Genomic DNA, 25,069 nt, shown 5'->3' with positions numbered 1-25,069 from the left:
CGTGACCAAGGCACTTGAGGGCATTCGCGTCCTCGACATGACGCATGTGCAGTCCGGTCCCTCCGCCACGCAGTTGCTGGCCTGGCTCGGTGCGGACGTGGTCAAGCTGGAGGCGACCACCGGGGACATCACGCGGCGGCAGCTGCGCGACGTACCGGACGCCGACTCCCTCTACTTCACGATGCTCAACTGCAACAAGCGGAGCATCACCCTCAACACCAAGAGCCCGCGCGGCAAGGAGCTGCTCACCGAGCTGATCGCCCGCAGCGATGTGCTGGTGGAGAACTTCGGCCCCGGCGCCGTCGACCGGATGGGCTTCCCCTGGGAGCGCATCCAGGAGATCAACCCGCGGCTGGTCTACGCCTCCATCAAGGGCTTCGGCGACGGCCCGTACACCGCGTTCAAGGCGTACGAGGTGGTGGCCCAGGCGATGGGCGGGGCGATGGCGACGACCGGGTTCGAGGACGGACCGCCGCTGGCGACCGGCGCCCAGATCGGCGACTCGGGGACCGGTGTGCACTGCGTCGCGGGCATTCTCGCCGCGCTCTACCAGCGCGAACGCACGGGGCGCGGGCAGCGGGTGAACGTCGCGATGCAGCACGCGGTGCTGAACCTGTGCCGGGTCAAGATCCGGGACCAGCAGCGGCTGGCGCACGGCGCGCTGGCCGAGTACCCGAACGAGAGCTTCGGCGCGGAGGTGCCGCGCAGCGGCAACGCCAGCGGCGGCGGGCAGCCCGGCTGGGCGGTGCGGTGCGCGCCCGGCGGTCCGAACGACTACGTGTACGTGATCGTGCAGCCGGTCGGCTGGCGTCCGCTGACCGAACTGATCGGGCGGCCCGAGCTGGCGGACGATCCGGAGTGGGCGACGCCGGAGGCGCGGCTGCCGAAGCTGGCGAAGATGTTCCAGCTGATCGAGGAGTGGAGCGCGACGCTGCCCAAGTGGGAGGTGCTGGAGCGGCTCAACGCCCACAACATCCCGTGCGGTCCGGTGCTGTCGACGAAGGAGCTGATCGAGGACGCGTCGCTGGTCGCCGACGGGATGGTGGTGACCGTCGACCACCCCGAGCGCGGCGCGTTCACCACCGTCGGCTCGCCGCTGAAGCTGTCCGACTCCCCCGTCGACGTCGACCGTTCGCCGCTGCTGGGCGAGCACAACCAGGAGGTGTACGGCGGCGAGTTGGGGCTCGCCGACGAGGAACTGCGGCTGCTCGAGGAGAACGGAGTCATCTGATGGCGGAGCACGGAGAGCACCGGCCGTTGGACGGCCGGACGGAGATGGTGCGGGCGGTGCTGGCGGCGGCGCGGGCCGAGGGGCGTACCGCGCTGACCGCGCCCGAGGGCCGTCGGGTGGCCGAGGCGTACGGCATCGCGACCCCGGCGGAGGGGCTGGCGGAGACCGTCGACGACGCGGTGGCGCTGGCCGACCGGATCGGGTTCCCGGTGGCGTTGAAGATCGTCTCGCCGGACATCGTGCACAAGACGGAGGCGGGCGGGGTGCGGACCGCGCTGGCATCCGCCGCCGAGGTACGCACCGCCTTCTGCGACATCGTCCGGAGCGCTGTGGCGCACTCCCCCGGGGCGCGGATCGACGGGGTGCTGGTCCAGGAGATGGTCTCCGGCGGTCAGGAGGTGATCGTCGGGGCGGTGACGGATCCGACGTTCGGGAAGGTGGTGGCGTTCGGGCTCGGCGGGGTGCTGGTGGAGGCGTTGGGTGACGTCACCTTCCGGCTGGCGCCCGCGGACACGGCGGACGCCGCGTCGATGCTGGACTCGATCCGGGCGGCGGAGGTGCTGCGCGGGGTGCGGGGCGCGCCGCCGGTGGACCGCGCGGCGCTGACCGAGCTGATCGTACGGACCTCGGAACTGGCCGGGGACTTCCCGGAGATCGCGGAGATCGATCTCAACCCGGTGTTCGCGTCGGCGGACGGGGTGCGCGCCGCGGATGTGCGGATCCTGCTGGCGCAGGGCGCGCCGGTCGAGCGGCGGCGGCGTTCGCGGGAGGAGATCCTGACCGCGATGCGGCGGCTGATGCGTCCGCGGTCGGTCGCGGTGATCGGGGCGTCGGCGGAGCCCGGCAAGATCGGCAACTCGGTGATGCGCAACCTCGTCGACGGCGGTTTCCCCGGCGAGATCCATCCGGTGAACCCGAAGTCCGACGACATCCTGGGCCGTAAGGCGTACCGCTCGGTGGGTGAGGTGCCCGGTGAGGTGGATGTGGCGGTGTTCGCCATTCCGGCGCCGCTGGTGCCCGCGGCGCTGGAGGAGGCCGGGCGCAAGGGCATCCCGAACGCCGTACTGATCCCCTCCGGCTTCGCCGAGACCGGTGAACACGCCCTCCAGGAGCGGCTGGTGGCGATCGGCGAGGAGTACGGCATCCGGCTGCTGGGGCCGAACATCTACGGCTACTACTCCACCTGGCAGGACCTCTGCGCCACCTTCTGCACGCCGTACGACGTGCGCGGCGGGACGGCGCTGACCTCGCAGTCCGGCGGGATCGGGATGGCGATCCTGGGCTTCGCGCGGGCCACCGGGACGGGCGTCTCGGCGATCGTCGGGCTCGGCAACAAGGCGGACGTCGACGAGGACGATCTGCTCACCTACTTCGCCGAGGACGAGCGCACCGACTGTGTGGCGATGCATCTGGAGGATCTCAAGGACGGCCGGGCGTTCGTGGCGGCGGCGCGGGCGACGGTGCCACACAAGCCGGTGGTGGTGCTGAAGGCGGGGCGGACGAGCGCGGGCGCGCGGGCGGCCGGTTCCCACACCGGGGCGCTGGCCGGGGACGACGCGGTCTACGACGACATCCTGCGGCAGGCGGGCGTGATCCGGGCGCCGGGGCTGGCGGAGATGCTGGAGTACGCCCGGGCGCTGCCGGTGCTGCCGACGCCCGCCGGGGACAACGTCGTGGTGATCACCGGTGCGGGCGGTTCGGGGGTGCTGCTGTCGGACGCGATCGTCGACAACGGGCTGCGGCTGATGGACATCCCCGCCGATCTCGACGCGGCGTTCCGGCGGTTCATCCCGCCGTTCGGGGCGGCGGGGAACCCGGTGGACATCACGGGCGGGGAGCCACCGTCGACGTACGAGGCGACGATCCGGCTGGGCCTTACGGATCCCCGGATCCATGCGCTGGTGCTCGGCTACTGGCACACGCTGGTCACCCCGCCGATGGTCTTCGCGGAGCTGACGGCGCGGCTGGTCGCGGAGTTCCGGGCGCGCGGGATCGAGAAGCCGGTGGTGGCGTCGTTGGCCGGGGACACCGAGGTCGAGGAGGCGTGCGCGTACCTCTTCGAGCGGGGCGTCGTGGCGTATCCGTACACGACGGAGAAGCCGGTGGCGGTGCTCAGGGCGAAGTACCGCTGGGCGCGGGCCGCGGGGCGGCTGCCGTGAGAGCGGGCACGGGGACGTGCGGAGTGCGGACAGGGGGGAACTGACGGCATCCATGCGAGGGGCAGGCGACGGACGATGAGCACGGAGACGGAACGGGACGAGGACAGGAACGGGGACGACGGGGACGGCGGCGGCGCGGACCGGCGGGCCGGGTACCGCAATGTCACGGACGGCAAGGGGCGGGTCTACCGGATCGGCGAGAGTGACCGCCAACTACTGGGCCACTCCCGCAAGTTGATGGTGTATCTGCCGTGGGTCGCGATGATGGCGATCAGCGTGTCGGAGTACGCGTACGGCTCCGCGGAGGACACGCTCTCGCGGGCGCACGGCTGGTCGCAGAGCGACACCTTCTGGATTCTGAGCGTCTGGGTCTTCTTCCAGGCGGGCATCGCCTTCCCGGCGGGGTGGTTACGGGAGCGGGGGGTGCTCACCGCGCGGTGGGCGATGTACCTCGGTTCGGTGCTGTGCCTGGTGGGCTTCGCGGCGCTGGCGCACCTGGAGAGCGTGGCGTGGGCGCTGGTCGGTTTCGGCGTGGTCGGCGGTCTCGGTTCGGGGCTGATCTACGCGACCTGCATCAACATGGTCGGCAAGTGGTTCCCGGAGCGGCGGGGCGCGAAGACCGGCTTCGTCAACGGCGGCTTCGCCTACGGCGCGCTGCCGTTCATCTTCCTCTTCAACTACGCCTTCGACACCTCCGACTACGCCGAGGTGCTGGACCTCATCGGGGTGTACGTGCTGGTCGTGGTGGCGGCCTGTGCGTGGTTCTTCCGGGATCCGCCGCCGAACTGGTGGCCGCCGCACATCCCGCCGCCGACCGGGAAGCCGGGCGGCGTGGCACCCGCGGGCGACCGGCGGAGCGCGGCGAGCCTGGCGAAGAACCCGCCCGCGGTACGGCAGTTCACCCCGAAGGAGGCGCTGCGCAGCGGGATGTTGCCGCTGATGTGGCTGTCGGTGGTGCTGACGGCCGGGGTGTCGATCTTCGGGATCTCGTTCCAGGTGGACTACGCGCGGGAGGTCGGCTTCGGGCCGCTGGTGGCCGCCTCGTCGATGGGGGTGATGTCCGTCGTCAACGGCGTCGGGCGGGCCGTCGTGGGGTGGCTGTCGGACCTGTGGGGCCGTAAGACCACGCTGGTCGTCGTGATCGTGGTGCTGGGTCTCGCGCAGTTCGGGGTGATCTGGGCGGGGAACGTCCACAGCGAGTGGCTGTTCCTCTTCTTCGCGTTCCTCTCCGGCTTCGGCGGCGGCGCGTTCTACCCGCTCTTCGCGACGCTGACCCCGGACTACTTCGGGGAGAACTACAACGCCACCAACTACGGCCTGGTCTACAGCGGCAAGCTGATCAGCGGGCTGTTCGGCGGCGGGCTCGGCTCGATGGTGGTGGGCGCCTGGGGGTACGACGGCGCCTACGCGCTGGCCGGGGGGATCTCGCTGCTGGCGGCCGGGTGCACGCTGCTGCTGCGGCAGCCGGGCCGGGAACGGCCGCGGGCGGCGGTGGCCGGGGAGCGGAAGGTCAGCCGGGAGCTGATCTGAGCGGGGTACGGATCGGGGCGGGCGGTGCCGGGGCAGGCGCCGCCCGCTCCGGTCATCCGTCGGTGGGGGTGCCCGGTGCCTCGTGGGTGCCCTCGGCGATGGCGCGGTGGTGGCGGACCACCTCGCTGATGATGAAGTTGAGGAACTTCTCGGCGAACGCCGGGTCGAGCCGGGCGTCGGCGGCGAGCGTGCGCAGCCGCTCGATCTGGGCCGCCTCGCGGGCCGGATCGGCGGGCGGCAGGCTGTGCCGGGCCTTCAACTCGCCGACCTGCTGGGTGCACTTGAACCGCTCGGCGAGCAGATGCACCAGCGCCGCGTCGAGGTTGTCGATGCTGCTGCGCAGGTAGAGCAGCCGCTCCCGGGCCGCCCGGTCGGAGACGGCGGCCGCCTCGCCGGCCTCGGGTGCGCTCTCCTCGCTCATACGTGTCTCGCCATTCGTCATCGGTGGTGCGTGATCGGATGCAGATTACCGGTCCGCCGCGGCGCCGGTCAGTGGCGTCTCGGGGAGCGGAACGGGCGGGGCGGCCGGGCCGCCCCGGTGCTCAGGGGTGCCGTCCGTCCGGTCCGTCCTCGCGCGCCCGCTCGTGGTAGGTCCGGCGGGTGTGCTCGGTGTGGGCGCGCATCACGGCGGTGGCGCGGGCCTCGTCGCGGTCGGCGATGGCGGCGATCAGCTCGCGGTGCTCGATCCAGGACTGGGCGCCGCGCTGCCGGGCCACCGGGGTGTAGTACCAGCGCACCCGGCGGCCGACCTGGGCGGCCAGCTCGGCGAGGACGGCGTTCCCGGCCAGCTCCATCACCTTGGCGTGGAAGGCGGCGTTGGCCGCGACCGCGCCGTCCACGTCGTCCTCGCGCACCGCGCGCTCCCCGGTGACGCACAGCTCCTCCAGGGCGGCGATGCCGGGCGACCCGGTGTGCGCGGCGGCCAGCCGGGCGGCCTCGGCCTCCAGCAGCGTACGGACCGTCAGCAGCTGGTCGGCCTCCTCCTCGGTCGGCTCGTGGACGAACGCGCCCTGGGCGGGCCGCAGATCGACCCAGCCGTCGGTGTTCAGCCGCTGGAGCGCCTCGCGGACCGGCTGCCGGGAGACGCCGAGGTGTCCGGCGAGTTCGCTCTCGACCAGATGGGCGCCGGGGCGCAGGGCGCGGGTGGTGATGAGGTCGAGCAGTGCCTCGTAGACCCGCTCGCGCAACGGGCCGGGCCGTTCGAGCTTCGGGACGGCTCCGTGCGGCAGTCCGCTGGACAGCATCGGGTCCCCCTTGGTGTGGTGGCCGGGGCGCGGCCCTCGGGGGCGGCACCGGACGGCCCGCCCATTGGCTATCGTCTACAGTTTACCGAGTACGTTGTACGGTTGTCGCCGTTCCGCCGCGCCCGCAACCGGCGACGGCACACCGGGGCGCCCTACGGCGGGTGGAGGCAGACATGGGACGGGTCACCGAACGGCGCCGCGTCATCCGCGTACGGGACGGCTCCGTGGGGGCCCGGCCGGACACCCTCGTCGTCGAGGAGCCGCTGGAGATCCGGCTCAACGGCAAGCCGCTGGCGATCACCATGCGCACGCCGGGCGACGACTTCGCGCTCGCCGCCGGTTTCCTGGTCAGCGAGGGCGTGTTGGCCTCCGCCGCGGAGCTGGCGAACATCGTCTACTGCGCCGGCGCCACCGACGACGGCGCGAACACCTACAACGTCGTCGACGTCCGCCTCGCACCCGGCGTCGCGGTGCCGGACATCAGCCTGGAGCGGAACGTCTACACCTCGTCGTCGTGCGGGCTGTGCGGCAAGGCGAGCCTGGAGGCGGTGCGTACCACCGCGCGCTGGGCACCGGACTCCTCCCCCGGCACCGCGGTCCGGCTCACACCCGAGCTGCTGAGCACCTTCCCCGACCGGCTGCGCGCCGCCCAGCGGGTCTTCGACCGCACGGGCGGGCTGCACGCGGCGGCGCTGTTCACGCCGGACGGTGAACTGCTGGACGTACGCGAGGACGTCGGGCGGCACAACGCCGTCGACAAGGTCGTCGGACGGGCGCTCCAGGACGACCGGCTGCCGCTGTCGTCCTGTGTCCTGATGGTCTCCGGCCGCGCCTCCTTCGAGCTGGCGCAGAAGGCGGTGATGGCCGGGATCCCGGTGCTCGCCGCCGTCTCCGCCCCGTCCTCGCTCGCCGTGGACCTCGCCGCCGAGACGGGTCTGACGCTGGTCGGCTTTCTGCGCGGCAGCTCGATGAACGTCTACGCGGGCGCGCACCGCCTCGGTCTGGACGAGGCGGACACCGGGAGCTGAGCCGGGCGCCGGTCAGCCGCGGGCGGGCCCGGCGCCGTCGTCGGCCGGGCGCACGATGCGGGTGAGCAGCGCGATCAGCTGCTCGCGCTCGGCGGGGGTCAGCGCGGCGGTCAGCTCGTCGTTGGCGCGGTCGCCGAGCCGCTGGGTGCGGCGCAGGACGCGGCGTCCCGCCGTGGAGACCTCGACGGCGTTCTTCCTGCGGTCCCCGGGGTCGGGTGTCCGGGTGACCAGGCCGTCCCGTTGCAGATCGTTGACGACGCCGACCATGTCCTTCGGGTCGATGCCGAGGGTGCGGCCCAGCTCCGCCTGGGAGACCGGCCCGCTCTCGGCGACCGCGGAGAGCACCGCGTGGTGCATCATCCGCAGCCCCTCGGCGGCGAGCGCCTCGGCGACCAGCCGGTGCCCACGGGCCGCGGCCCGCCCCAGCAACCAGCTCGGCAGCACACGGATGCGGCGGGGGGCGTACGGGGCGTCGCTCATGGGTCCACGGTAGCGCCGGTCCTTGGGAATCCCCAACGAAAATCCGTTGGCTACTCCCATGAATGCGGCTACCGTTGGCGCCCCCAACGATTCCGGGAGGTGCGTGCCCGTGCGCCGTATCCGTCACGACGTCCACGGCGGTCCCGAGGTCCTGTACACCGAGGAGACCGAACCGCCGGTGCCCGGCCCCGGTGAGCTGCTGGTGCGGACGGAGGCGAGCGGTGTCACGCTGCCGACCGTGCGCCGGGTGCGCGGCGGCGGTCCGCTGCCCGGGCTGCCCGGTGACGAGGTCGCCGGGGAGGTGGTCGCGCTCGGCCCGGGCGTCACCGGCTTCGCCGTCGGCGACCGCATCGCCTCGTTCGGCCTCCCGGGCGCCTACGCCGAACTCGCCCTCGCCCCGGCCGCGTTCGCCTCCCGACTGCCCGAAGGGCTGGCCGCGGCGCAGGCCGTCGCGCTGATCCGGGGCGGGCATGTGGCGCTGGCCGCGCTCGACACCGCGGCGCCCCGGGGCGGCGAGTCGGTGCTGATCACCGCGGCGGCGGGCGCCACCGGCCACCTCGCCGTCCAACTCGCCAAGGCGCGGGGCGTCCCGCGGGTGGTGGCCGCCGTCGGCACCCCGGAGAAGGCGGAGTTCGTCCGGGGGCTCGGCGCCGACGAGACCGTCGTTCACGGCCAGGAGTCCTGGGGCGCGCCGGTCGATGTCGTGCTGGACGGCGCCGGGGGCGACCTGCTGCCGCGGGCGCTCGGCGCGCTGGCACCGGGCGGGCGGCTGGTGTTCTTCAGCTCCGGCGGCGGCACGGTCCCCGCGTACGAGCTGCTGGCCGGGGCGAAGACCGTCACCGGGCTGACGATGCGCCACTTCGCCGCCACCCGCCCGGAGCGGTACGCGCACCACCGCGCACACCTCTGGGAGGAGGCGTCGTCCGGGCGGCTGCGGGCCGCGATCCACGCCGAACTGCCGCTCTCCGACGCCGCGACGGCCCACCGGCTCATGGAGGCACGGGCGAACCTGGGGAAGATCGTGCTGCGGCCGGACGCCGGGGCGGCGCGGTAGCCGCCGGGGGCGCGGCGCCGCCCACATCCCGGCCTCCGGCCCCGGTGGGCCGCGGGCCGGACGGGTGAATTCGGCGGGGTCGCGGGCGAACGGCCGCACCCTTCTTGTCGGGGTGTAGTGACGGCAGTACGTTCCGTCACACATGACATGGGACGTGGGATGTCCTGTGGATGACGCCGATGCCTCGAAGGGCAGGCCGGACCATGACGTCACTTCTCCGTGCACCCTCCCGCCCCCACCCGAGACCCCGGCGGCGCCGCGCCGTCGCCGCCCTCACCGCCCTCGCCGCCCTGGCGCTCACCCTGCTCCCCGCCGCCCCCGCGGGCGCCGCGGGCGGCGGCGCCGCACCGCCCGGCGGCTTCGACCAGCGGGTCCTGTTCAGCGCGGCCCAGGACCCGGGTTACGCCTGCTTCCGCATCCCCGCGGTCGTCCGCTCCGTCCGCGGCACCCTGCTCGCCTTCGCCGAGGGCCGGGTGCACGACTGCGGCGACGCCGGGGACATCGACCTCGTCCTCAAACGCTCCACCGACGGCGGCCGCACCTGGGGCCCGCTCCAGGTCGTCAACGCGGGCGGCGGCGACACCCACGGCAACCCGGCGCCGGTCGTGGACCGCCGCACCGGCCGCATCGTCCTCGCCGAGACGTACAACAAGGGCCGCACCGACGGCCTCAGCTGCACGACGCCCTGCGACCGCACCCCGCACCTCCAGTACAGCGACGACGACGGCGCCACCTGGTCGGCGCCGCGCGATCTGACCCGCGCACTGCGCCCCGCCGGATGGAACTCCTGGTACGCGACGGGCCCGGTGCACGGCATCCAGCTCACCCGGGGCCGCCACGCCGGGCGGCTCGTCCTGGGGGTCAACGCCGAGAGTTACGCCAACGGCCGGGTCACCGCCAACCACGCCGCGCTGGTCCACAGCGACGACGGCGGCACCACCTGGCGCGTCGGCGCCGTCGACACCTGGCCGGTCGCCCCCGACGGCACATTCCGTCAGAAGCCGTCCGAGATGACACTGCTGGAGCGGGCCGACGGCTCGGTCTACGTCAACGCCCGCGAACAGGACGGCACCGACCTCGGCAACCGCACCGCGGCGGTCAGCGACGACGGCGGCGCGTCCTTCACCCACCCGTTCCGCACCCTGCCCGGCTTCCTCGCGCCGATGGTGCAGGCGTCGGTGCTGCGGCTGCCCACCGCCGGGGGCGGCAGCCGCACCCTCCTCGCCGCCCCCGCCGACCCGGACCGCCGCCGCGCCATGACGCTCCACTCCTCGTACGACGAGGGCCGCACCTGGGAGGCGGCCGACCGGGGCGCCCGCGTCACCGGCGACTGGTCCGGCTACTCCGACCTGGTCCCCGTCTCCCCCGGCGTCACCGGACTCTTCTACGAGGCGGGCGCCGCCGACGCCCGGGACGAGATGCGGTTCGCCCGCTTCACCGACGCCTGGCTCGGCCCGCGCCGCGGCCCCGACCCCACCACCCCGGACGGCGCACCCGGCGCCCGCCCGGCCACCGTCCTCGGCGGAGCCCGCACCACCTCCGGCGTCCTCGGCCGGGCACTGGCCTTCGACGGCACCGACGACGCCGTCGACGTCCCCTTCCGCGCCTCGCTCCCGCTGGGCGAGGCGCCGTTCACCTGCGCCCTGTGGTTCCGCTACGACGCGACCGGCGGGGAGCAGCCGATGCTCTGGCTGGGCGGCTCGGGCGGCAGCTCCCCGCAGGTCACCCTGGTCGGCGACCCGGCGCGCGGCCGGATCACGGCGACGGTGACCACCGTGGCGGGCGCCGCGCCGCCGGTCACCACCACACTGTCGACGGCGGGCGCGTACCACGACGGTCGCTGGCATCTGCTGGCGCTGCGCCGCGGCGGCGGCCGGTTGCGGCTGACGGTGGACGCCGCCGCGGCCACCACCGCACCGGACACCCCGGGGTCGGTCAGCCGCGGTTCGGCCTTCGGCGTCCGCCTCGGCGCGCGGCTCGACGACCGCGCCCACTTCACCGGCGCCCTCGACGAGGTCGGCGTCTACCGGCGGGCGCTGTCCGACGCCGAACTGACCGCCCTGCGCACCCCGGGCCACGCCCCGGCCGGACCCGTCGCGCTCCGCCTCGGTCTGGACCGGGTGACGGCGCCCTGACCGGAGCGGCCCCGTGCGGCGGGGGCCGTCACCGGGACTCCCCGGCGGCCACCGGCTCGCCGTCGCGGGTCGCCGCCGGGGCGTCCGCCGGGCCGCCGTCCTCCGGGGCGTCCGGCTCGGCACCTTCCGGCTCCGCCCGCGCCGCGAACCGTTTCGCCAGCACCGCGCAGACCATCAGCTGCAACTGGTGGAAGAGCATCAGCGGCAGCACCGCAAGGCCCGCCTGGGCGCCGAAGAGGACGCTGGCCATGGGCAACCCGGCGGCCAGGCTCTTCTTCGACCCGGCGAAGGTGATCGCGATCCGGTCGGCCCGCCCGAAGCCCAGCTTCCGCGAGCCGTACCAGGTCAGGACCAGCATCACCGCGAGCAGCAGCGCGAGGACGCCCAGCAGGACCAGCAGGCGCACCGGGGAGACCTGGTGCCAGATCCCGGCGACCACCCCGGCGCTGAAGGCGCTGTAGACAACCAGCAGTATCGAGCCGCGGTCCACCAGGCCGAGAACCTTCTTGTGCCGGGTGAGGAAACCGCCGATCCAGCGGCGCAGTACCTGCCCGGCGAGGAACGGCAGCAGCAGCTGGCAGACGATCGAGACCAGCGCCCCGCCCGAGACACCGGGCCCCTCACCGTCCAGGACGAGCGCGGCGAGCAGCGGGGTGACGACGATGCCGACGAGGGAGGAGAACGATCCGGCGCAGATCGCCGCGGCGACGTTGCCGCGCGCGATGGAGGTGAACGCGATGGACGACTGGATGGTCGACGGCACCAGACAGAGGAAGAGCACGCCGGTGTACAGCCCGCCCGGCAGGACGTAGGGGACCAGGCCGCGGGCGGCCAGTCCGAGCAGCGGGAAGAGCACGAACGTGCAGGCCAGGACGGTCAGATGGAGTCGCCAGTGGCGGAGTCCGGCCATCGCCTCGGCGGTCGAGAGGCGAGCGCCGTAGAGAAAGAAGAGGAAGGAGACGGCCCCGGTGGCGGCGCCGTCCGCGACGGTGGCGGCGGAGCCGGTGGCCGGGAGGAGCGCGGCCAGTCCGACGGTGGCGAGGAGCGCCAGGATGTATCCGTCCACGGGGAGCCAGGAGGGGAGGGCGAGGGCAGGGCGGCGCATGATCTCACTTCGGTCGGGGTCGGTACGGACGGCGGCATGGACGGTGCCCTCTCCAGAGTGCCGGGCCCCACGGATATCGGGAACCCCGTTCGCCGCACTCACTGTGATGCCGGAACGTGATTACCATGGCCGCAGACCGGCCCGTTCCGGCCACGCCGCTCCCCCGGGTGGCGACCCCACGGTGGCCGGACCGCCGCCCACCCGAGGTGCCCCGTGTTCGATCCCGCCCAGCTGCGTACGTTCCTGACCGTCGCGCAGACCCTGAGCTTCACCCAGGCCGCGCACCGGCTGGGGCTGCGGCAGTCGACCGTCAGCCAGCACGTACGGAAGCTGGAGGAGGCGGCCGGGCGGCGGCTGTTCGCGCGCGACACCCACGGGGTGGAGCTGACCGAGGACGGCGAGGCGATGCTCGGCTTCGCCCGCACGATCCTGGAGGCGAACGAGCGCGCCGCCGGGTTCTTCACCGGGACGCGGCTGCGCGGGCGGCTCCGGTTCGGGGCGTCCGAGGACTTCGTGCTGACCCGGCTGCCGGAGATCCTGGAGGGGTTCCGGCACGCCCACCCCGAGGTCGATCTGGAGCTGACCGTCGAACTGTCGGGGACCCTCCACGAACTTCTCACGGCCGGGCGACTCGACCTCGTCCTCGCCAAGCGGCGTCCGGAGGGGCCCGCGGGGCGGTTGGTGTGGCGGGACCGGCTGGTGTGGGTGGGCAGCGACCGGCTGCGGCTCGATCCGCACCGCCCGGTGCCGCTGGTGGTCTTCCCGCCGCCCGCGGTCACCCGCGCCCGGGCGCTGGAGTGTCTGGAGGAACACGGCCGGGCCTGGCGCATCGCCTGTACCAGCGGGAGCCTCAACGGGCTGGTCGCCGCCGCCCGCGCCGGGCTCGGGGTGATGGCGCACACCCTCGGGATGATCCCGCCGGGCCTGGTGCGGATGGCGCCGCGGGCCGGACTGCCGGAGCTGGGCGGGGTGGATTTCGTCCTGCTGCACGGGCGGCGCGGCTCCGCCGCCCGCGGTCCCGCGGAGGCGCTGGCCGACGCGATCCTGGCCGGGGGCGACCGGCTCCAGTTGCCCTGACGGCGGTGCGACCGGGCGCCGGACCCCGTCCGTGGGAAGCCGGGCGGTTCACCCTTCGGGTGCAGAGATTTGGTGCAGATACGGTCCCCAGGTAGTGATCGTTCCGTCGGTGGATGACCGGTACATGTCCACTCTTCCGGGGAGTGGTCCGTTTCCTCCGGACCACCTGGGGGCGCCCGCCGCCGTCCGGAACCCGGTAAGGCCCTCCCACTGGGCGAAACCGTGGGGTACGGTCGCGGCCGTGTGAGGAGTACCACAAGGAGCTGGGTCATTGCGCGAGTTCACCGTGGAGCCGTTGGCTACCGGGCCCCGGGTCGGTGGGCTGGCGGACACCGTTTTCGACCACGCCGCCCGCGACCCGGACCGGGCCGCGCTCGCCCGTAAGGACGCCGAGGGGCGCTGGGTCGACGTCAGCGCCGGGCAGTTCCGGGACGAGGTCATGGCGCTGGCCAAGGGCCTGCTCGCCCAGGGCGTCCGGTTCGGCGACCGGGTCGGGATCATGTCCCGCACCCGTTACGAGTGGACCGTCTTCGACTTCGCCGTCTGGGCGATCGGCGGCCAGTCCGTACCGCTGTACCCGACCTCCTCCGCCGAGCAGGTCTTCTGGATGCTGCACGACGCGGGCGCGACGGCGTGTCTGGTGGAGCACGAGGACCATGCGATGACCGTCGGTTCGGTCATCGGCCGACTGCCGCAGCTGCGGCGGCTCTGGCAGCTCGACGCGGACCCGGTGGCCGAGCTGACCGCGGCGGGCGCGCACCTCGACGACGACGTGGTGCACCGGCACCGGATGGCGGTCACCCCGGACGCCATCGCCACCGTCATCTACACCTCGGGCACCACCGGCCGCCCCAAGGGCTGTGTGCTGACCCACGCCAACTTCATGGCCGAGGCGGACAACGTCCTCGAACGGTACGACACCGCGTTCCACTCCCGCCCCGGCGACGAGGCGTCCACCCTGCTCTTCCTGCCGCTGTCGCACGTCTTCGGCCGGATGGTCGAGGTCGCCGCCCTCCGCGGCAAGGTGAAGCTGGCCCACCAGCCGGAGCTGAGCGCCCGCGCCCTCCTGCCCGACCTGCGCAGCTTCCGGCCGACGTTCGTCCTCGCGGTGCCGTACGTCTTCGAGAAGGTCTTCGCGGCGGCCCGGCGGCAGGCGGAGGCCGAGGGGAAGGAAGGGCCGTTCGACAAGGCGGTCGATGTCGCGGTCCGGCATGCCGAGGCGATGGAGCACAAGGCGTTCGGCACCGGCTCCGGGCCCGGCGCCGCCCTGCGGATGCAGCACCAGTTCTTCGACAAGGTGGTCTACAGCAAGGTCCGTGACGCGCTGGGCGGCCGGGTGCGGCACGCGATGTCCGGCGGCTCCCGGATGGAGCGTCGGCTGGGCCTGTTCTTCGCCGGGGCGGGCGTGCGGATCTTCGAGGGGTACGGCCTGACGGAGTCCACCGCCGCCGCGACCGCCAACCCGCCCGAGCGCACCCGGTTCGGCACGGTCGGCACGCCCATCCCCGGCACCACCGTCCATGTCGCGGACGACGGCGAGATCTGGCTGCGCGGCGGGCAGATCTTCCAGGGGTACCTGGGCGATCCGCAGGGCTCCGGCGCCGTGCTGCACAACGGCTGGTTCGCCACCGGTGACCTCGGCGCCTTCGACGAGGACGGCTATCTGACGATCACCGGCCGCAAGAAGGAGGTGCTCGTCACCTCCGGCGGCAAGACGGTCTCGCCGGTGGTTCTGGAGGACCGGGTCCGGGCGCACCCCCTGGTCGCCCAGTGCCTGGTGGTCGGCAACGACCGGCCGTTCATCGCCGCGCTGGTGACGCTGGACCCGGAGGCCGTCACCCACTGGCTGACGATGCGCGGCAAACCGGACATGCGCCCCATGGAGCTGGTGCGCGACCCGGATCTGGAGTCGGAGATCCGGCGGGCCGTGGTCGCCGCCAACACCCTGGTCTCGCAGGCCGAGTCGATCCGTACGTTCCGGATACTGGCCCACCAGTTCAGCGAGGAGCAGGGGCTGCTGACGCCGTCGCTGAAGCTGAAGCGGAAGGCGATCGAGACGGCGTACGCGAAAGAGGTGGAGGCGCTGTACCGGAGCTGAGCCGGTCGGGTACGCCGCACGGGTGGAACAGGGCGTTCTCTTCCCGCGCGCGGGAATGCGGAGCGGCGGGTGATCGTTGTCGTCGGTGGACATGCACGACGACGTAAGGATCGATTCCCCGTGAGCCAGGTCCCGACCATCACGCTCAACAACGGCGTCACGATGCCGCAGCTCGGTTTCGGCGTCTGGCAGGTGCCGGACGACGAGGCTGCCGCCACCGTCGGCCACGCCCTGGAGGCCGGCTACCGCAGCATCGACACCGCCGCGATCTACGGCAACGAAGAGGGCACCGGCCGGGCGCTCGCCGCCTCCGGCATCCCCCGTGACGAACTCTTCGTCACCACCAAGCTCTGGAACGGCGAGCAGGGCTACGACTCCACCCTGCGCGCCTTCGACGCCTCCCTGGCCAAGCTCGGCCTGGAGTACGTCGACCTCTACCTGATCCACTGGCCGCTCCCGGCCAAGGACACCTACATCGACACGTACCGCGCCTTCGAGAAGATCCACGCGGAGGGCCGGGCCCGTGCCATCGGTGTCTCCAACTTCCTTCCGGAGCACCTGGAGCGGCTGATCGGCGAGACCTCGATCGTCCCGGCGGTCAACCAGATCGAGCTGCACCCGTACTTCCCGCAGGCCGAGTCCCGTGCGGCGCACGCCCGGCACCACATCGCGACGGAGGCGTGGTCGCCGCTGGGCCAGGGCAAGGACCTGCTGGCGGAGCCGGTGCTCGGCGAGATCGCGGCCAAGCACGGGGTGACGCCCGCCCAGGTGGTGCTGCGCTGGCACCTCCAGCTCGGCAACGTCGTCATCCCGAAGTCGGTGACGCCGTCGCGGATCGCCGCCAACATCGACGTCTTCGGCTTCCAGCTCGACGACGCCGACATCGAGGCCGTCGCCGGTCTCGACAACGGCACCCGGCTGGGCCCGGACCCGGCGTCGTTCGACGTCGCCTGAGCCCGGCAGCACGGCGCGCCGCCGCCCCCGTTCGGTCGGGGCGGCGGCGCGCCGCGTCGCGGGACGGCGTCACTGCCGCGGGTTCGGCGGTTTGCGGTGGTGGCCGCTGCCGGGTTCCTCCGCCGGGGCGGGGCGCGGCGGCGCGGGAGGTTCGATCTGGCGCACCAGTTGGTGGAAGGAGAGCAGCGCGGTGATCGGCGGCAGTCCGGCGACGCTGATGGCGGAGAGCGTCAGCGGGGCGTGCGCGACGCACAGCACGACGGCGAGCGCGGAGAAGAGGATCACCACGCACCACGAGTGCGCGACCCGGCGGCCGTGGGCGGAGGCGCGCAGGATGGCGAGGGACGCCACCATCCAGGGGCCGTAGATCAGCAGCGGCCACAGGTCGGCGAGGTCGCCGGAGGCGCCCTGGGAGGCGAGGGCGCGCAGCGGTGCGTAGCAGACCATGGCGCCCAGCACGCTGATCATCACGGCGGTGAGGGCGGCGACGACGGCGCTGATCCGCCGTGCCCAGCGGCGCAGCCGGACGGCTCCGGCGCGGTGCACCCCCGGCCGGTGCTGCCGGGTGCGGGCATGGCTGACGGTGGGTCCGGTGGGTGGTGGCGCCGGGTATCCGTCGCCCGCGTGCGGGTCCTGGGGTACCGGACCGTCGGTCTCCCACACCGGGACGTTCGCCCAGGCGACCGCGTCGAACCCGTAGGGGTCGGGCTGCGGGGCGAACAGCGGGATGTCGACCCGGGGGTCGGTGTCCCGGACCGCACGGGTGAAGGTGCCCTGGCTCGGCACGAATTCGTCGGTCTGCTGCGCCGGGATGTAGGTCTGGGTCTCGTGCACGTCATGTCTTTCGGGAGAAGGACCCGGCCGGGGCGCGCGTGCGCCGCGGGCCCGCCCGCGGCGTGGCCGCCGGGGCGGGCCCGCGGTGGCGGGGCCGGGTCGGGTGAGGGACGCGGTCGCAAGGGGACGTTCACACGCGGCGTACGGGGCCGGGCCGCCCGGGGGCCGCGGGGTGGCGCGGGCGTATGCGCCGGGCGCGGGCGGGCGTACGGCGGGCGGGTGGTGGCCCCGCGCAGGCGGCGCAGCGGGCGTCGGGACGGTGGCCGGGCGGCCCGCCGGGTCCTTCGGCTCGGCGCGCGGCGGGGCCACCCGGCCGCGCGCGGTCACTGGCGCGTGCTGACGTCACGCCCGGTCCAACGAACAAACCGGCCAGTCGTACATGCTGCATTCGAGTGATGCGGAAGCACCCGGATTCGCGAACGGGTTCGGCCGGTCGGCCCAGCCTTGCCGTGTCGCGCACGGGGCGTCCGGCCGGGCGTCCGGCCGGGAGCGGGTGTGGCGGGCGGTTCAGCGGCGGCAGCGGCGGCGCCTGCGGCAGCAGCTCCAGCGGGCGCCGGAGCCGAGCAGGCCCAGGCCGATGCCGAGCATCCAGGTGTCCTTGGCGAGCGGGATGCCGTTCTGGGTGGGGCGCAGACTGCCGGGCTCGCGCATGCCGGGGGTGCGGAGGTAGAGGCCGACGAGCCCGGCGGAGAACCCGGTGAGCGCGGCACCGGCGAGGCGGTTGGGGACGACCGGGGCGAGCAGGGCGCTGCCGACGGCCACCTCCGACCAGGCCAGCAGCCGGACGAAGACGTGGGGTTCGAGCTTCTCCAGGAACGGGTACGCGGTGCAGGCCATGCCGTGGATTCCGGCGGCGGTCTCGTCGTCGGCCTTCAGTTTGCCCAGACCGGAGTTGAGGATGAACGCGCCGGTGGCGAGGCGCGGGGCGATGTCACGTGGTTCGGGCGCCAGCTGCATCGGAGCCTCCCTGGATCGGGTCCTCGGCCCCCCGATCGAGCTTAACCAGGGGGTACCGTGGCTGCCAGGTCACCGGCGCCCGACCACGTTCCCGCAGGCCGGAGCGGGTGCCCTCAGCGGGCGCGGGCCGCGTGCACGGTCTGGGCGGCGAGCAGGAAGACGTCGGGGCGGCGGGCGAGACCGGCCGGGTCGTCCGCGTCGAGGAGGCGGGTGGCGGTGGCCAGGTCGTCGGGGGCGAGGTCGTCGCCGAACGCCTCGACGGCGCGGGTCAGCCCGGCGGCGACGTACGCGCGGCCGTCGGCGGAGAGCGGGGCGGGCAGGTCGACGAGGAAGCTGCGGCTGTGCGGGGTGTCCAGCCCGGCGTCGGTGAGGAAGGCGGGCCAGTCCTCGACGGTGTCCTCGGCGCCGGGCAGCGCGGCCCGCATCCGCGCGAACCACTCCTCGGTCACCGCGTCCAGCCGCGCCTGGAGCCCGGGGCGGCCCAGCCCGATGTCGCGGGGGAGGAAGCGCTGCGGCAGACCGCCCTCGGAGAGGGCCAGCACACCGCCGGGGCGGAGGTGGCGGGCGAGCGTGGCGACGGCGCGCCGCTGGTCGCCGACGTGGTGCAGGGTCCGGCTGGACCAGATGAGGTCGGCGTCGCCGACCGGCCCGGTGGGGTGGCCGCCGTCGTCCGGGGCGGCGTCGCCGTCGAGTCCGTCGGGGAGTTCGGCGCGGTGGGTGGTGACGCGGTCGGCGAGGCCGAGGGCGGCGGCGCGGGCGCGGGTGCGGTCGAGCAGCGCGGGTGTGGGGTCGACGGCGACGACCTCCGCGTCGGGGAAGGCGCGGGCCAGCAGACAGGTGGCGACGCCGGGGCCGCTGCCGACGTCCAGGATGCGGCGGACGGGGGCGGCGGAGCGGCCGTCCGGCGGGGCGAGGAGGGTGCCCAGCCAGGCGGCGGCCTGTTCGAAGACGGTGGAGTGGAGTTCGGCGCCGCTCTCCAGGAGCGGGCCCATCACCTCCCAGTCCATGTCGGCGTCGCCGTGGTGGTGTCCGGGGGCGGGTGCGCCGTGGCCGTGCGCCGGGGTGTGCGGGCGGGCGTCGTCGTGGGTCATGGGGCGAGCCTGGACCGGTCCGCACCGGGGAGCAAGCTTCGTTGCCGCTTCGGCAAGGCGGTGGGTGATCGGTGGGAGACGCCCTGGTGACGGCGGGTCGGGGCGGGCGCCGTAGGGTCGGGCGGATGGGTACTCCGGTGTGGATGCCGCCGACGGACACCGAGCGGCGGCTGTGTGAGGCGACGGCGCGGGGCGACGGGGCGGGGCAGATCGCGGCCCTGGCGGGCGAGGATCTCTATCTGGTGGCGCCGCAGCCGGGTCAGGACCCGCTGCCGGTCTACGACGACCCGGTCGTGGGCGGGAAGTGTCTGCCGGTGCTGACGCGGGGGATGTTGCCGCCCTGGCAGCCGCAGCAGTTCTTCGACCGGGTCTCGGTCGAGGAGCTGGCGCAGGACTGGCCGAACGACAAGTGGCGGCTGGCGGTCAACCCGGGGACGCCGTCGGCCGCGTATCTCGTGGCGGCGCCCGCGCACCGGGCGTCCTGGTTGCAGGCGCGCGCCCACTTCGGGGTGCGCCCCGGCGGGCTGCTGACCACGCTGGCGACGGGGCCGCTGCACGGGCCGTCGGCGCAGGGGCTGGCGTGCGGGGCGCCGCTGGCCGTCCACCACAGCGTGCCGTGGAACGAGCTGGGCACCGTCTTCCTCGACCACGCCACGGACGCACAGACGCTGCGGGAGCAGTGGTCGGTGACGGATCCGGGGTCCTGGCAGGAGCGGTCGGAGCAGCTGCTCGGCGGCGGTTTCCTGCCCGCGGAGACCGAGGCGGCGCTCCGCGCCCGCCGGGACGGCGACGCCGCGGCCGAGGTGCCGGAGCTGGTGACGCGGTACGAGGAGCGGTTCCGTACGGACGGGGTGCTGCCGCCGGACGGGCGGGTGAGGTCGGTGCTGGCGCTGGATCTGGCCCATGCGGTGCACCTCGTCCGCCTGGGACTGGGGGCGCGGCTGTGCGCCCCGCCGCAGGCCGAGCAGGTGGTGCAGCGGGTCGGTGCGCTGGCCCGGGAGGCGTACGACTCCTGGGAGGGGTACGCGGCCGGGTACGCGCTGGGCCGGATGCTCGCCTTCGACCACGGCTGGTTCGGCGCCCCGTACGCGGAGGCGCTGCATGTCCACCGGGTGCTCGCCCAGGATCCGGCGTCGCCGTGGCAGGGGTTGGCCTTCGTCTGACGCCGGGTGCGTCGGTGGCCCGGGGCGCGGCGGATGCGCCAGGGTGGGCGCATGGATGTCGCGGTGTGTCTGTTCACGTCCGATCTGCGGGTGCACGACCAGCCGGTGCTGCGGGCGGCGGTACGGGCCGCGACCCGGGTGGTGCCGCTCTTCGTCGTGGACCAGGGGGTGGCCGCCGCCGGGTTCGTGACGGCGAACCGTGCCGCGTTCCTGGCGGCGGCGCTGGCCGATCTGGATAGCTCGCTGCGCTCCCGGGGCGGGCGGCTGATCCTCCGTACGGGGGATGTGGTGGCGGAGACCTGCCGGGTGGCGGCGGAGTGCGGCGCCGGGGAGGTGCATCTGGCGGCGGGGGTGTCCGGGTACGCGGCGCGGCGGGAGCGGCGGCTCGCGGACCGGTTGGCGGCCGAGGGGCGGCGGTTGGTGGTGCACGACGCGGTGATCACGGCGGTGCCGCCGGGTGCGGTGGTCCCGTCGGGCGGGTCGCGACCGGGCTCCGGCAAGGACCATTTCGCCGTGTTCACGCCGTACTTCCGGCGGTGGTGGGCCGAGGGGACGCGTCCGGTGGTGGCCGCACCGCGCACCGTCGCGGTGCCGGAGGGGGTGCGGTCGGCGGCGCTGCCCACCGGGGCGGAGCTGTGTCCCGGCGGCCGTCCGTCCCCGGCGCTGCCCGAGGGCGGTGAGGCGGCCGGGCGGCGGCGCTTCGCGTCCTGGCGGCGCACGGGGCTGGCCGCGTACGAGGACCGCCACGACGATCTGCCGGGCGACGCCACCTCACGTCTCTCCCCCTATCTGCACTTCGGCTGTGTCTCCCCGGTGGAGCTGGTCCGCACGGCGGCGGACCGGGACGACGCGGGGGCGTACGCCTTCGTCCGGCAGTTGGCCTGGCGGGACTTCCACCACCAGGTGCTGGCGGCGCGTCCGGCGGCGGCGTGGCGGGAGTATCGCACCCGGGGCGACCGCTGGCGGGGCGACGGCGTGGAGGCGGCGGCGTGGCGGGCGGGGCGGACCGGCTACCCCGTGGTCGACGCGGGGCTGCGGCAGCTGCGGCACGAGGGGTGGATGCACAACCGCGCCCGGCTGCTGGCCGCGAGCTTCCTGACGAAGACGCTGTACGTGGACTGGCGTGTCGGCGCCCGGCACTTCCTCGATCTGCTGGTCGACGGCGACCTCGCCGACAACCAGCTGAACTGGCAGTGGGCGGCGGGCACCGGCACCGACACCCGCCCCAACCGGGTCCTCAACCCCGTCGTCCAGGGCCGCCGCTTCGACCCCGACGGCGCGTACGTACGGCGCTGGGTACCGGAGTTGGCGGACCTGCCGGGCGCCGCCGTCCACCGCCCGTGGCGGCTGGACGGCCGGGAGCGGGCCGCGCTGGACTACCCGGCGCCGGTGGTGGAACTGGACGCGGGGACGGCGCGGTTCCGGCGGGCCCGGGGGCTGGACTAGCGGCGGCGGGCGGGCGGTCGGGCAGGGGGCGCGCGACGGGTGGGCGTGCCCCGGTGCGTACGCTGCCGGTTGTCCCCTCCGAGCGCACAGACCGCGCGCTCCCGGTCCGCCGACCGGTCCCGGGGCGAACCGACCGAAAGCTGATGCCGCCGTGCACCGCCTGTTCCGCCGATCCGCTCCGCTGCTCGCCCTGTTGTGCGCGACGGCCGCCCTCCCCGGCTGTTCCCCCGCCGCCGACGGCGCGTCCGACGCCCGGCCCGCGGCGGCGTCCCCCGCGCCCGGGAAGGTGCGGCTGCCACCCGCCGACGCCGTCTTCGACTACCAGTTGGGCGGCGCGTACCCGCCGCGGGACGACGTCCGGGTGGTCTCCCGCGACCGCACCGAGAAACCGGCGGCGGGCCGCTACAACGTCTGTTACGTCAACGCGTTCCAGACCCAGCCCGGTGGGGCGGTCGGCTGGTGGCGGCGCCACCAGCCGGATCTGCTGCTGCACGAGAAGGGCGACGACGGCCCGCTCGTGATCGACGAGGACTGGGACGAACCGCTGCTGGACGTGTCCACGCCCGCGAAGCGCACGGCCGCCGCCGAGGTGGTGGGCGGCTGGATCGACGGCTGCGCCACGGCGGGCTTCGACGCCGTGGAGGCGGACAACCTCGACTCGTACGAGCGCTCCGGCGGGCGGCTGGACGCGGACGACGCGGCGGCGTTCGCCCGGCTGCTGGCGCGGCGGGCCCATGCGCGGGGGCTGGCCTTCGCGCAGAAGAACACCGCCGCGCTGCTGGGCGAGCGGTCCCGGATCGGCTTCGACTTCGCGGTGACCGAGGAGTGCGCCCGCTACCGGGAGTGCGACCGCTACCTCTCCGCCTACGACGGCCGGGTCCTCGACATCGAGTACCGCGCCCGGGACTTCACCTCCGGCTGCCGCCGCTGGGGCGACCGCCTCTCCCTCACCCTGCGCGACCGCGATGTGCGGCCGGAGGGGGAGCACGGTCACGTGTACCGGCACTGCTGACGGCAACCCCTGGGACAGGGGCTCGGCCCCCTAAGTCCTCGGGGTTCGCGGGCGCGGGGGCCGGTGGATGAGGTTGACTTTCCCGGAACAGTGGGCAGGCGAGAGAGGGCGGGCGCGATGCCGGAAGTGTCCGGTGGGGCGGGCGGGACCGTGGTGTACGGGGTGGGTGCGGTCGCCGCGACCGCGCGGAGCGGCAGGGTCCCTGCCTGGTGCGCACCCGCCGGGCGGCCGGGGCGGCGCGGAGCGGCCGCGGATCCGGAGCGGTACGCACCGGAGGGACCGGAAGCGGGAACGAGGAGGACGACGGCGATGGAGCGCGCGGGGCGCCGGTGGCGGGCGGTGCTGACGGCGGGAGCCGTGGTGCCGTGCTGTGCGGCGTTGACGGCGGCGGGGGCGGGTCGGCCGTCCGGTCTGGCGGGGGTGCTCGCCGGGCTGCTCGACGGGGTGGTGTCCGCGGTGCGGCTCACCGACGGATGGCTGGTCGCGGGCGGTGCGGTGGTCGCGCTGCTGGGCGTGGCGATGGTGGTGCTGGCGCTGGTGCCGGGCCGGCTGCGGGAGGGCTCCGGGGCGCGGCTGCTGCCCGGCGCGGACGCCGCGCTCGACCGGCGCGGGTTCGGCGCCCTGCTGCGGGACGCCACCTTGCGGATGCCGGGCATCGCGCGGGCCCGGGTGCGGGTGCGGGGCCGCCGCGCCGTGGTCCGGGCGGTGCTGGTGTTCGGCGATCCGGCCGAGGCGCGGGCCGCGCTCACCGCGGAGCTGCGCGCGCTGCGCGACCGGCTGGGCCTGGTCCGGCCGCCGCGTCTGGTGATCCGGATCGCCCCCGCGTAGCGTCCGGCACCGCCCACCGACGTACACCCCGATCACGTAAGGACGGACAGAGATGGCCGGGAGCGGTATCCGCCGCGGGCCGTACCGCACGGCGCCGGGTCTGCGCGGGAGGTCCGGGTGAGCGCCCCGGCGGCCCCGCGCCGCGGGCGGTTGCGGCGGGCGCTGCCGACGGCGCTCCAGTGGCGCACCGCGCTGCGCCGGACGCCGCTGTCGGTGTGGCACGACGATGTGACGGACTGGGCGGCGAGCCTGACGTACTACTCCGTGCTGGCGCTGCTGCCCTCGACGATCGTGACGGTGTCGCTGATCGGGCTGGCCGATCCCCCGGCCACCGAGCAGTTGATCAACCACCTGACGTCGCTGGCCCCGGCCGACTCCGGGCCCACGCTGCGGCGGGCGCTGGTGGGTATGGCGCATCAGCGGACCGCCGCGTGGATGCTGGTCGGCGGTGCGCTGGTCAGCGCGGTCTGGTCGTCGTGCAGCTATCTCGCGGTGTTCCGGCGGGCGCTGCACGCCATGAACCGTACGAAGGACGACCGGCCGCCGTGGCGCAAGGCGCCGCGCATCCTGGCGACCGCGCTGCTGCTGATCGCGCTGCTCATCAGCTCGGCGGTGGCGCTGCTGGTGAGCGGGCCGATCGCGACGGCGCTGGGCCGGACGCTGGGGCTGGGCGAGGCCGGTGAGCAGACCTGGAACCTCCTCCAGTGGCCGCTGCTGTTGCTGCTGGCCGTGGTGTTGGTGATGCTCCTGTACCGCTCCGGCCCGCCGCCCTCACGCGGGGTGCCGCGCGCCGTGCCCGGCGGGGTGGTCGCGGTGCTGCTCTGGCTGGTCTCGTCGGCAGCGTTCACGTTCTACGCGTCGTACGTCGGCACCTTCAACCGGCTCTACGGGTCGCTGGCCGGGCCGGTGGTCTTCCTGATCTGGCTGTGGTTCTCCCACCTGTCGCTGCTCTCGGGCGCCCAGTTCAACGTGGAGCTGCGGCGGGCGGGGTGGCAGGGGGCGGACGGCGACGGCGCGCCCGGGCCGACGGCGGAGCCGGAGGCGCCCGGACAGGAGGAGCCGCAGCCCGAGGCGGGTCCGGGGCCGGAGGCGGGCTCGCGGTCGGAATCCGTGCCGAGGCCCGCCGCCGCACCGGACCCGGAGCCCGCGGCCCGGCCGGACGCCGCGGTGCCGCGCCCCGGTCCCGGGGTCACCCGCTCCTCGGGCTGACCGCGGCCGCTCAGTCGGCCCCGTGTGCCGCCGCGACGGCCTCGATGCGGTGGGCCAGGCCGAAGTCGAGGGCGGTGATCCGGTCACCGGCGCTGTGGGTGTTCACCGCGATCGCGAGCCGGTTGTAGCCGAGGGTCAGATCGGCGTGGTGGCCCAGCTCCTCCTGGATCTGGGCGATGTGGATGACCATCGCGGCGGCCGGGAAGTGGCCCGCGAAGTGGTAGCCACGGCGCAGCAGGCCCTCGGAGACCGACCAGCCCGGCAGCTCCCCGAGCCGTGCGGCGATGTCCTGGTCACTGAGCGGTTCCGGCTGGGGCATCCCGGTCCTCCTCGTCGTCTCCCGGCGCGGCCGCTCCGCCCCGGGCGGGCCGGTACGGGACCCGTGCCCCGCACCGGCCTCCAGCGTGGCACGTGGGCCCCGGCGCCCGCCCGGC

Annotated in this window: 22 protein-coding genes; 14 read left to right on the top strand and 8 right to left on the bottom strand. The window is 74.5% G+C overall.

Going from position 1 to position 25,069, the window contains the following annotated elements; translation table 11 throughout:
* Position 1: 1 nt before the first annotated feature.
* The 3 genes from frc (at position 2) to IF23_RS0105890 (ending at position 4,920) form a co-directional block, all read left to right on the top strand.
* Positions 2–1,231, top strand: a complete 1,230-nt coding sequence (gene frc, locus IF23_RS0105900; RefSeq protein ID WP_030280545.1) for a formyl-CoA transferase — start codon at positions 2–4, stop codon at positions 1,229–1,231.
* Positions 1,231–3,390, top strand: a complete 2,160-nt coding sequence (locus IF23_RS0105895) for an acetate--CoA ligase family protein (RefSeq protein ID WP_051739262.1) — start codon at positions 1,231–1,233, stop codon at positions 3,388–3,390. The genes frc and IF23_RS0105895 overlap by 1 nt, the downstream gene beginning before the upstream one ends.
* 75 nt (positions 3,391–3,465) lie before the next feature.
* On the top strand, positions 3,466–4,920 hold the full coding sequence (locus IF23_RS0105890) for an OFA family MFS transporter (RefSeq protein ID WP_078653800.1): 1,455 nt from the start codon (positions 3,466–3,468) through the stop codon (positions 4,918–4,920).
* A gap of 52 nt (positions 4,921–4,972) precedes the next feature.
* Here IF23_RS0105890 and IF23_RS0105885 read toward each other — a convergent pair whose 3' ends face one another.
* Together IF23_RS0105885 and IF23_RS0105880 are read right to left on the bottom strand one after the other, a co-directional pair.
* Positions 4,973–5,341 (bottom strand): chorismate mutase, encoded by a 369-nt coding sequence (locus IF23_RS0105885; RefSeq protein ID WP_037677390.1) that lies wholly within the window; start codon positions 5,339–5,341, stop codon positions 4,973–4,975.
* 121 nt (positions 5,342–5,462) lie between these two features.
* Positions 5,463–6,164, bottom strand: coding sequence for a GntR family transcriptional regulator (locus IF23_RS0105880; RefSeq protein ID WP_030280533.1), 702 nt, complete (start codon positions 6,162–6,164; stop codon positions 5,463–5,465).
* A gap of 173 nt (positions 6,165–6,337) precedes the next feature.
* Between IF23_RS0105880 and fdhD the strand changes: the two genes are divergently transcribed.
* Positions 6,338–7,192 (top strand): formate dehydrogenase accessory sulfurtransferase FdhD, encoded by an 855-nt coding sequence (gene fdhD / locus IF23_RS0105875; RefSeq protein ID WP_030280531.1) that lies wholly within the window; start codon positions 6,338–6,340, stop codon positions 7,190–7,192.
* Positions 7,193–7,204: 12 nt separating this feature from the next.
* Here fdhD and IF23_RS0105870 read toward each other — a convergent pair whose 3' ends face one another.
* Positions 7,205–7,672 (bottom strand): MarR family winged helix-turn-helix transcriptional regulator, encoded by a 468-nt coding sequence (locus IF23_RS0105870; RefSeq protein WP_030280529.1) that lies wholly within the window; start codon positions 7,670–7,672, stop codon positions 7,205–7,207.
* 109 nt (positions 7,673–7,781) lie between these two features.
* Here IF23_RS0105870 and IF23_RS0105865 point away from each other — a divergent pair, with 109 nt between their 5' ends.
* Positions 7,782–8,726 (top strand): quinone oxidoreductase family protein, encoded by a 945-nt coding sequence (locus IF23_RS0105865; RefSeq protein ID WP_030280527.1) that lies wholly within the window; start codon positions 7,782–7,784, stop codon positions 8,724–8,726.
* A 203-nt stretch (positions 8,727–8,929) separates the two neighbouring features.
* Positions 8,930–10,861 carry an exo-alpha-sialidase gene (locus IF23_RS0105860; RefSeq protein WP_037677388.1) on the top strand — a complete coding sequence of 644 codons (1,932 nt, stop codon included), beginning with the start codon at positions 8,930–8,932 and terminating at the stop codon, positions 10,859–10,861.
* Between the two features lie 28 nt (positions 10,862–10,889).
* Here the strand turns inward: IF23_RS0105860 and IF23_RS0105855 are convergent, their stop codons facing one another.
* Positions 10,890–11,966 (bottom strand): bile acid:sodium symporter family protein, encoded by a 1,077-nt coding sequence (locus IF23_RS0105855; RefSeq protein ID WP_037677386.1) that lies wholly within the window; start codon positions 11,964–11,966, stop codon positions 10,890–10,892.
* A gap of 213 nt (positions 11,967–12,179) precedes the next feature.
* Between IF23_RS0105855 and IF23_RS0105850 the strand changes: the two genes are divergently transcribed.
* The 3 genes from IF23_RS0105850 (at position 12,180) to IF23_RS0105840 (ending at position 16,095) form a co-directional block, all read left to right on the top strand.
* Complete coding sequence (locus IF23_RS0105850; protein WP_030280521.1) at positions 12,180–13,043, top strand: LysR family transcriptional regulator; 864 nt, start codon at positions 12,180–12,182, stop codon at positions 13,041–13,043.
* 271 nt (positions 13,044–13,314) lie between these two features.
* The gene (locus IF23_RS0105845) at positions 13,315–15,141 is read left to right on the top strand and encodes an AMP-dependent synthetase/ligase (protein WP_030280519.1); all 1,827 of its coding nucleotides are present in this window, start codon (positions 13,315–13,317) and stop codon (positions 15,139–15,141) included.
* A 120-nt stretch (positions 15,142–15,261) separates the two neighbouring features.
* Positions 15,262–16,095: an aldo/keto reductase gene (locus tag IF23_RS0105840; protein WP_030280517.1), complete on the top strand. Its 834-nt coding sequence runs from the start codon at positions 15,262–15,264 to the stop codon at positions 16,093–16,095.
* A gap of 69 nt (positions 16,096–16,164) precedes the next feature.
* Here the strand turns inward: IF23_RS0105840 and IF23_RS34785 are convergent, their stop codons facing one another.
* The 3 genes from IF23_RS34785 to IF23_RS0105825 all read right to left on the bottom strand — a co-directional run bounded on the left by IF23_RS34785 (position 16,165) and on the right by IF23_RS0105825 (position 18,977).
* A complete protein-coding gene (locus tag IF23_RS34785; RefSeq protein WP_051739260.1) occupies positions 16,165–16,929 on the bottom strand; it encodes a DUF2637 domain-containing protein in 765 nt (254 codons plus the stop codon).
* 507 nt (positions 16,930–17,436) lie between these two features.
* Complete coding sequence (locus IF23_RS0105830) at positions 17,437–17,886, bottom strand: hypothetical protein (protein WP_030280513.1); 450 nt, start codon at positions 17,884–17,886, stop codon at positions 17,437–17,439.
* A gap of 113 nt (positions 17,887–17,999) precedes the next feature.
* Complete coding sequence (locus tag IF23_RS0105825) at positions 18,000–18,977, bottom strand: class I SAM-dependent methyltransferase (RefSeq protein WP_030280511.1); 978 nt, start codon at positions 18,975–18,977, stop codon at positions 18,000–18,002.
* A gap of 143 nt (positions 18,978–19,120) precedes the next feature.
* Between IF23_RS0105825 and IF23_RS0105820 the strand changes: the two genes are divergently transcribed.
* The 5 genes from IF23_RS0105820 to IF23_RS0105800 all read left to right on the top strand — a co-directional run bounded on the left by IF23_RS0105820 (position 19,121) and on the right by IF23_RS0105800 (position 24,635).
* Positions 19,121–20,140, top strand: coding sequence for a DUF1266 domain-containing protein (locus IF23_RS0105820; protein WP_051739295.1), 1,020 nt, complete (start codon positions 19,121–19,123; stop codon positions 20,138–20,140).
* 51 nt (positions 20,141–20,191) lie between these two features.
* Positions 20,192–21,586, top strand: coding sequence for a cryptochrome/photolyase family protein (locus IF23_RS0105815; protein WP_030280507.1), 1,395 nt, complete (start codon positions 20,192–20,194; stop codon positions 21,584–21,586).
* 151 nt (positions 21,587–21,737) lie between these two features.
* Positions 21,738–22,598, top strand: coding sequence for an endo alpha-1,4 polygalactosaminidase (locus tag IF23_RS0105810; RefSeq protein ID WP_030280506.1), 861 nt, complete (start codon positions 21,738–21,740; stop codon positions 22,596–22,598).
* Between the two features lie 309 nt (positions 22,599–22,907).
* Complete coding sequence (locus tag IF23_RS0105805; RefSeq protein WP_051739256.1) at positions 22,908–23,426, top strand: DUF6286 domain-containing protein; 519 nt, start codon at positions 22,908–22,910, stop codon at positions 23,424–23,426.
* 117 nt (positions 23,427–23,543) lie between these two features.
* Positions 23,544–24,635 carry a YihY/virulence factor BrkB family protein gene (locus IF23_RS0105800; RefSeq protein WP_245654901.1) on the top strand — a complete coding sequence of 364 codons (1,092 nt, stop codon included), beginning with the start codon at positions 23,544–23,546 and terminating at the stop codon, positions 24,633–24,635.
* 10 nt (positions 24,636–24,645) lie between these two features.
* Here the strand turns inward: IF23_RS0105800 and IF23_RS0105795 are convergent, their stop codons facing one another.
* Positions 24,646–24,954: a 4a-hydroxytetrahydrobiopterin dehydratase gene (locus tag IF23_RS0105795; protein ID WP_030280500.1), complete on the bottom strand. Its 309-nt coding sequence runs from the start codon at positions 24,952–24,954 to the stop codon at positions 24,646–24,648.
* Positions 24,955–25,069 lie beyond the last annotated feature (115 nt).

This window comes from Streptomyces catenulae, from assembly GCF_000718015.1.
GTDB classification, from domain to species: Bacteria; Actinomycetota; Actinomycetes; order Streptomycetales; family Streptomycetaceae; genus Streptomyces; species Streptomyces catenulae.
This window is presented reverse-complemented; position numbering and strand designations above follow the sequence as displayed.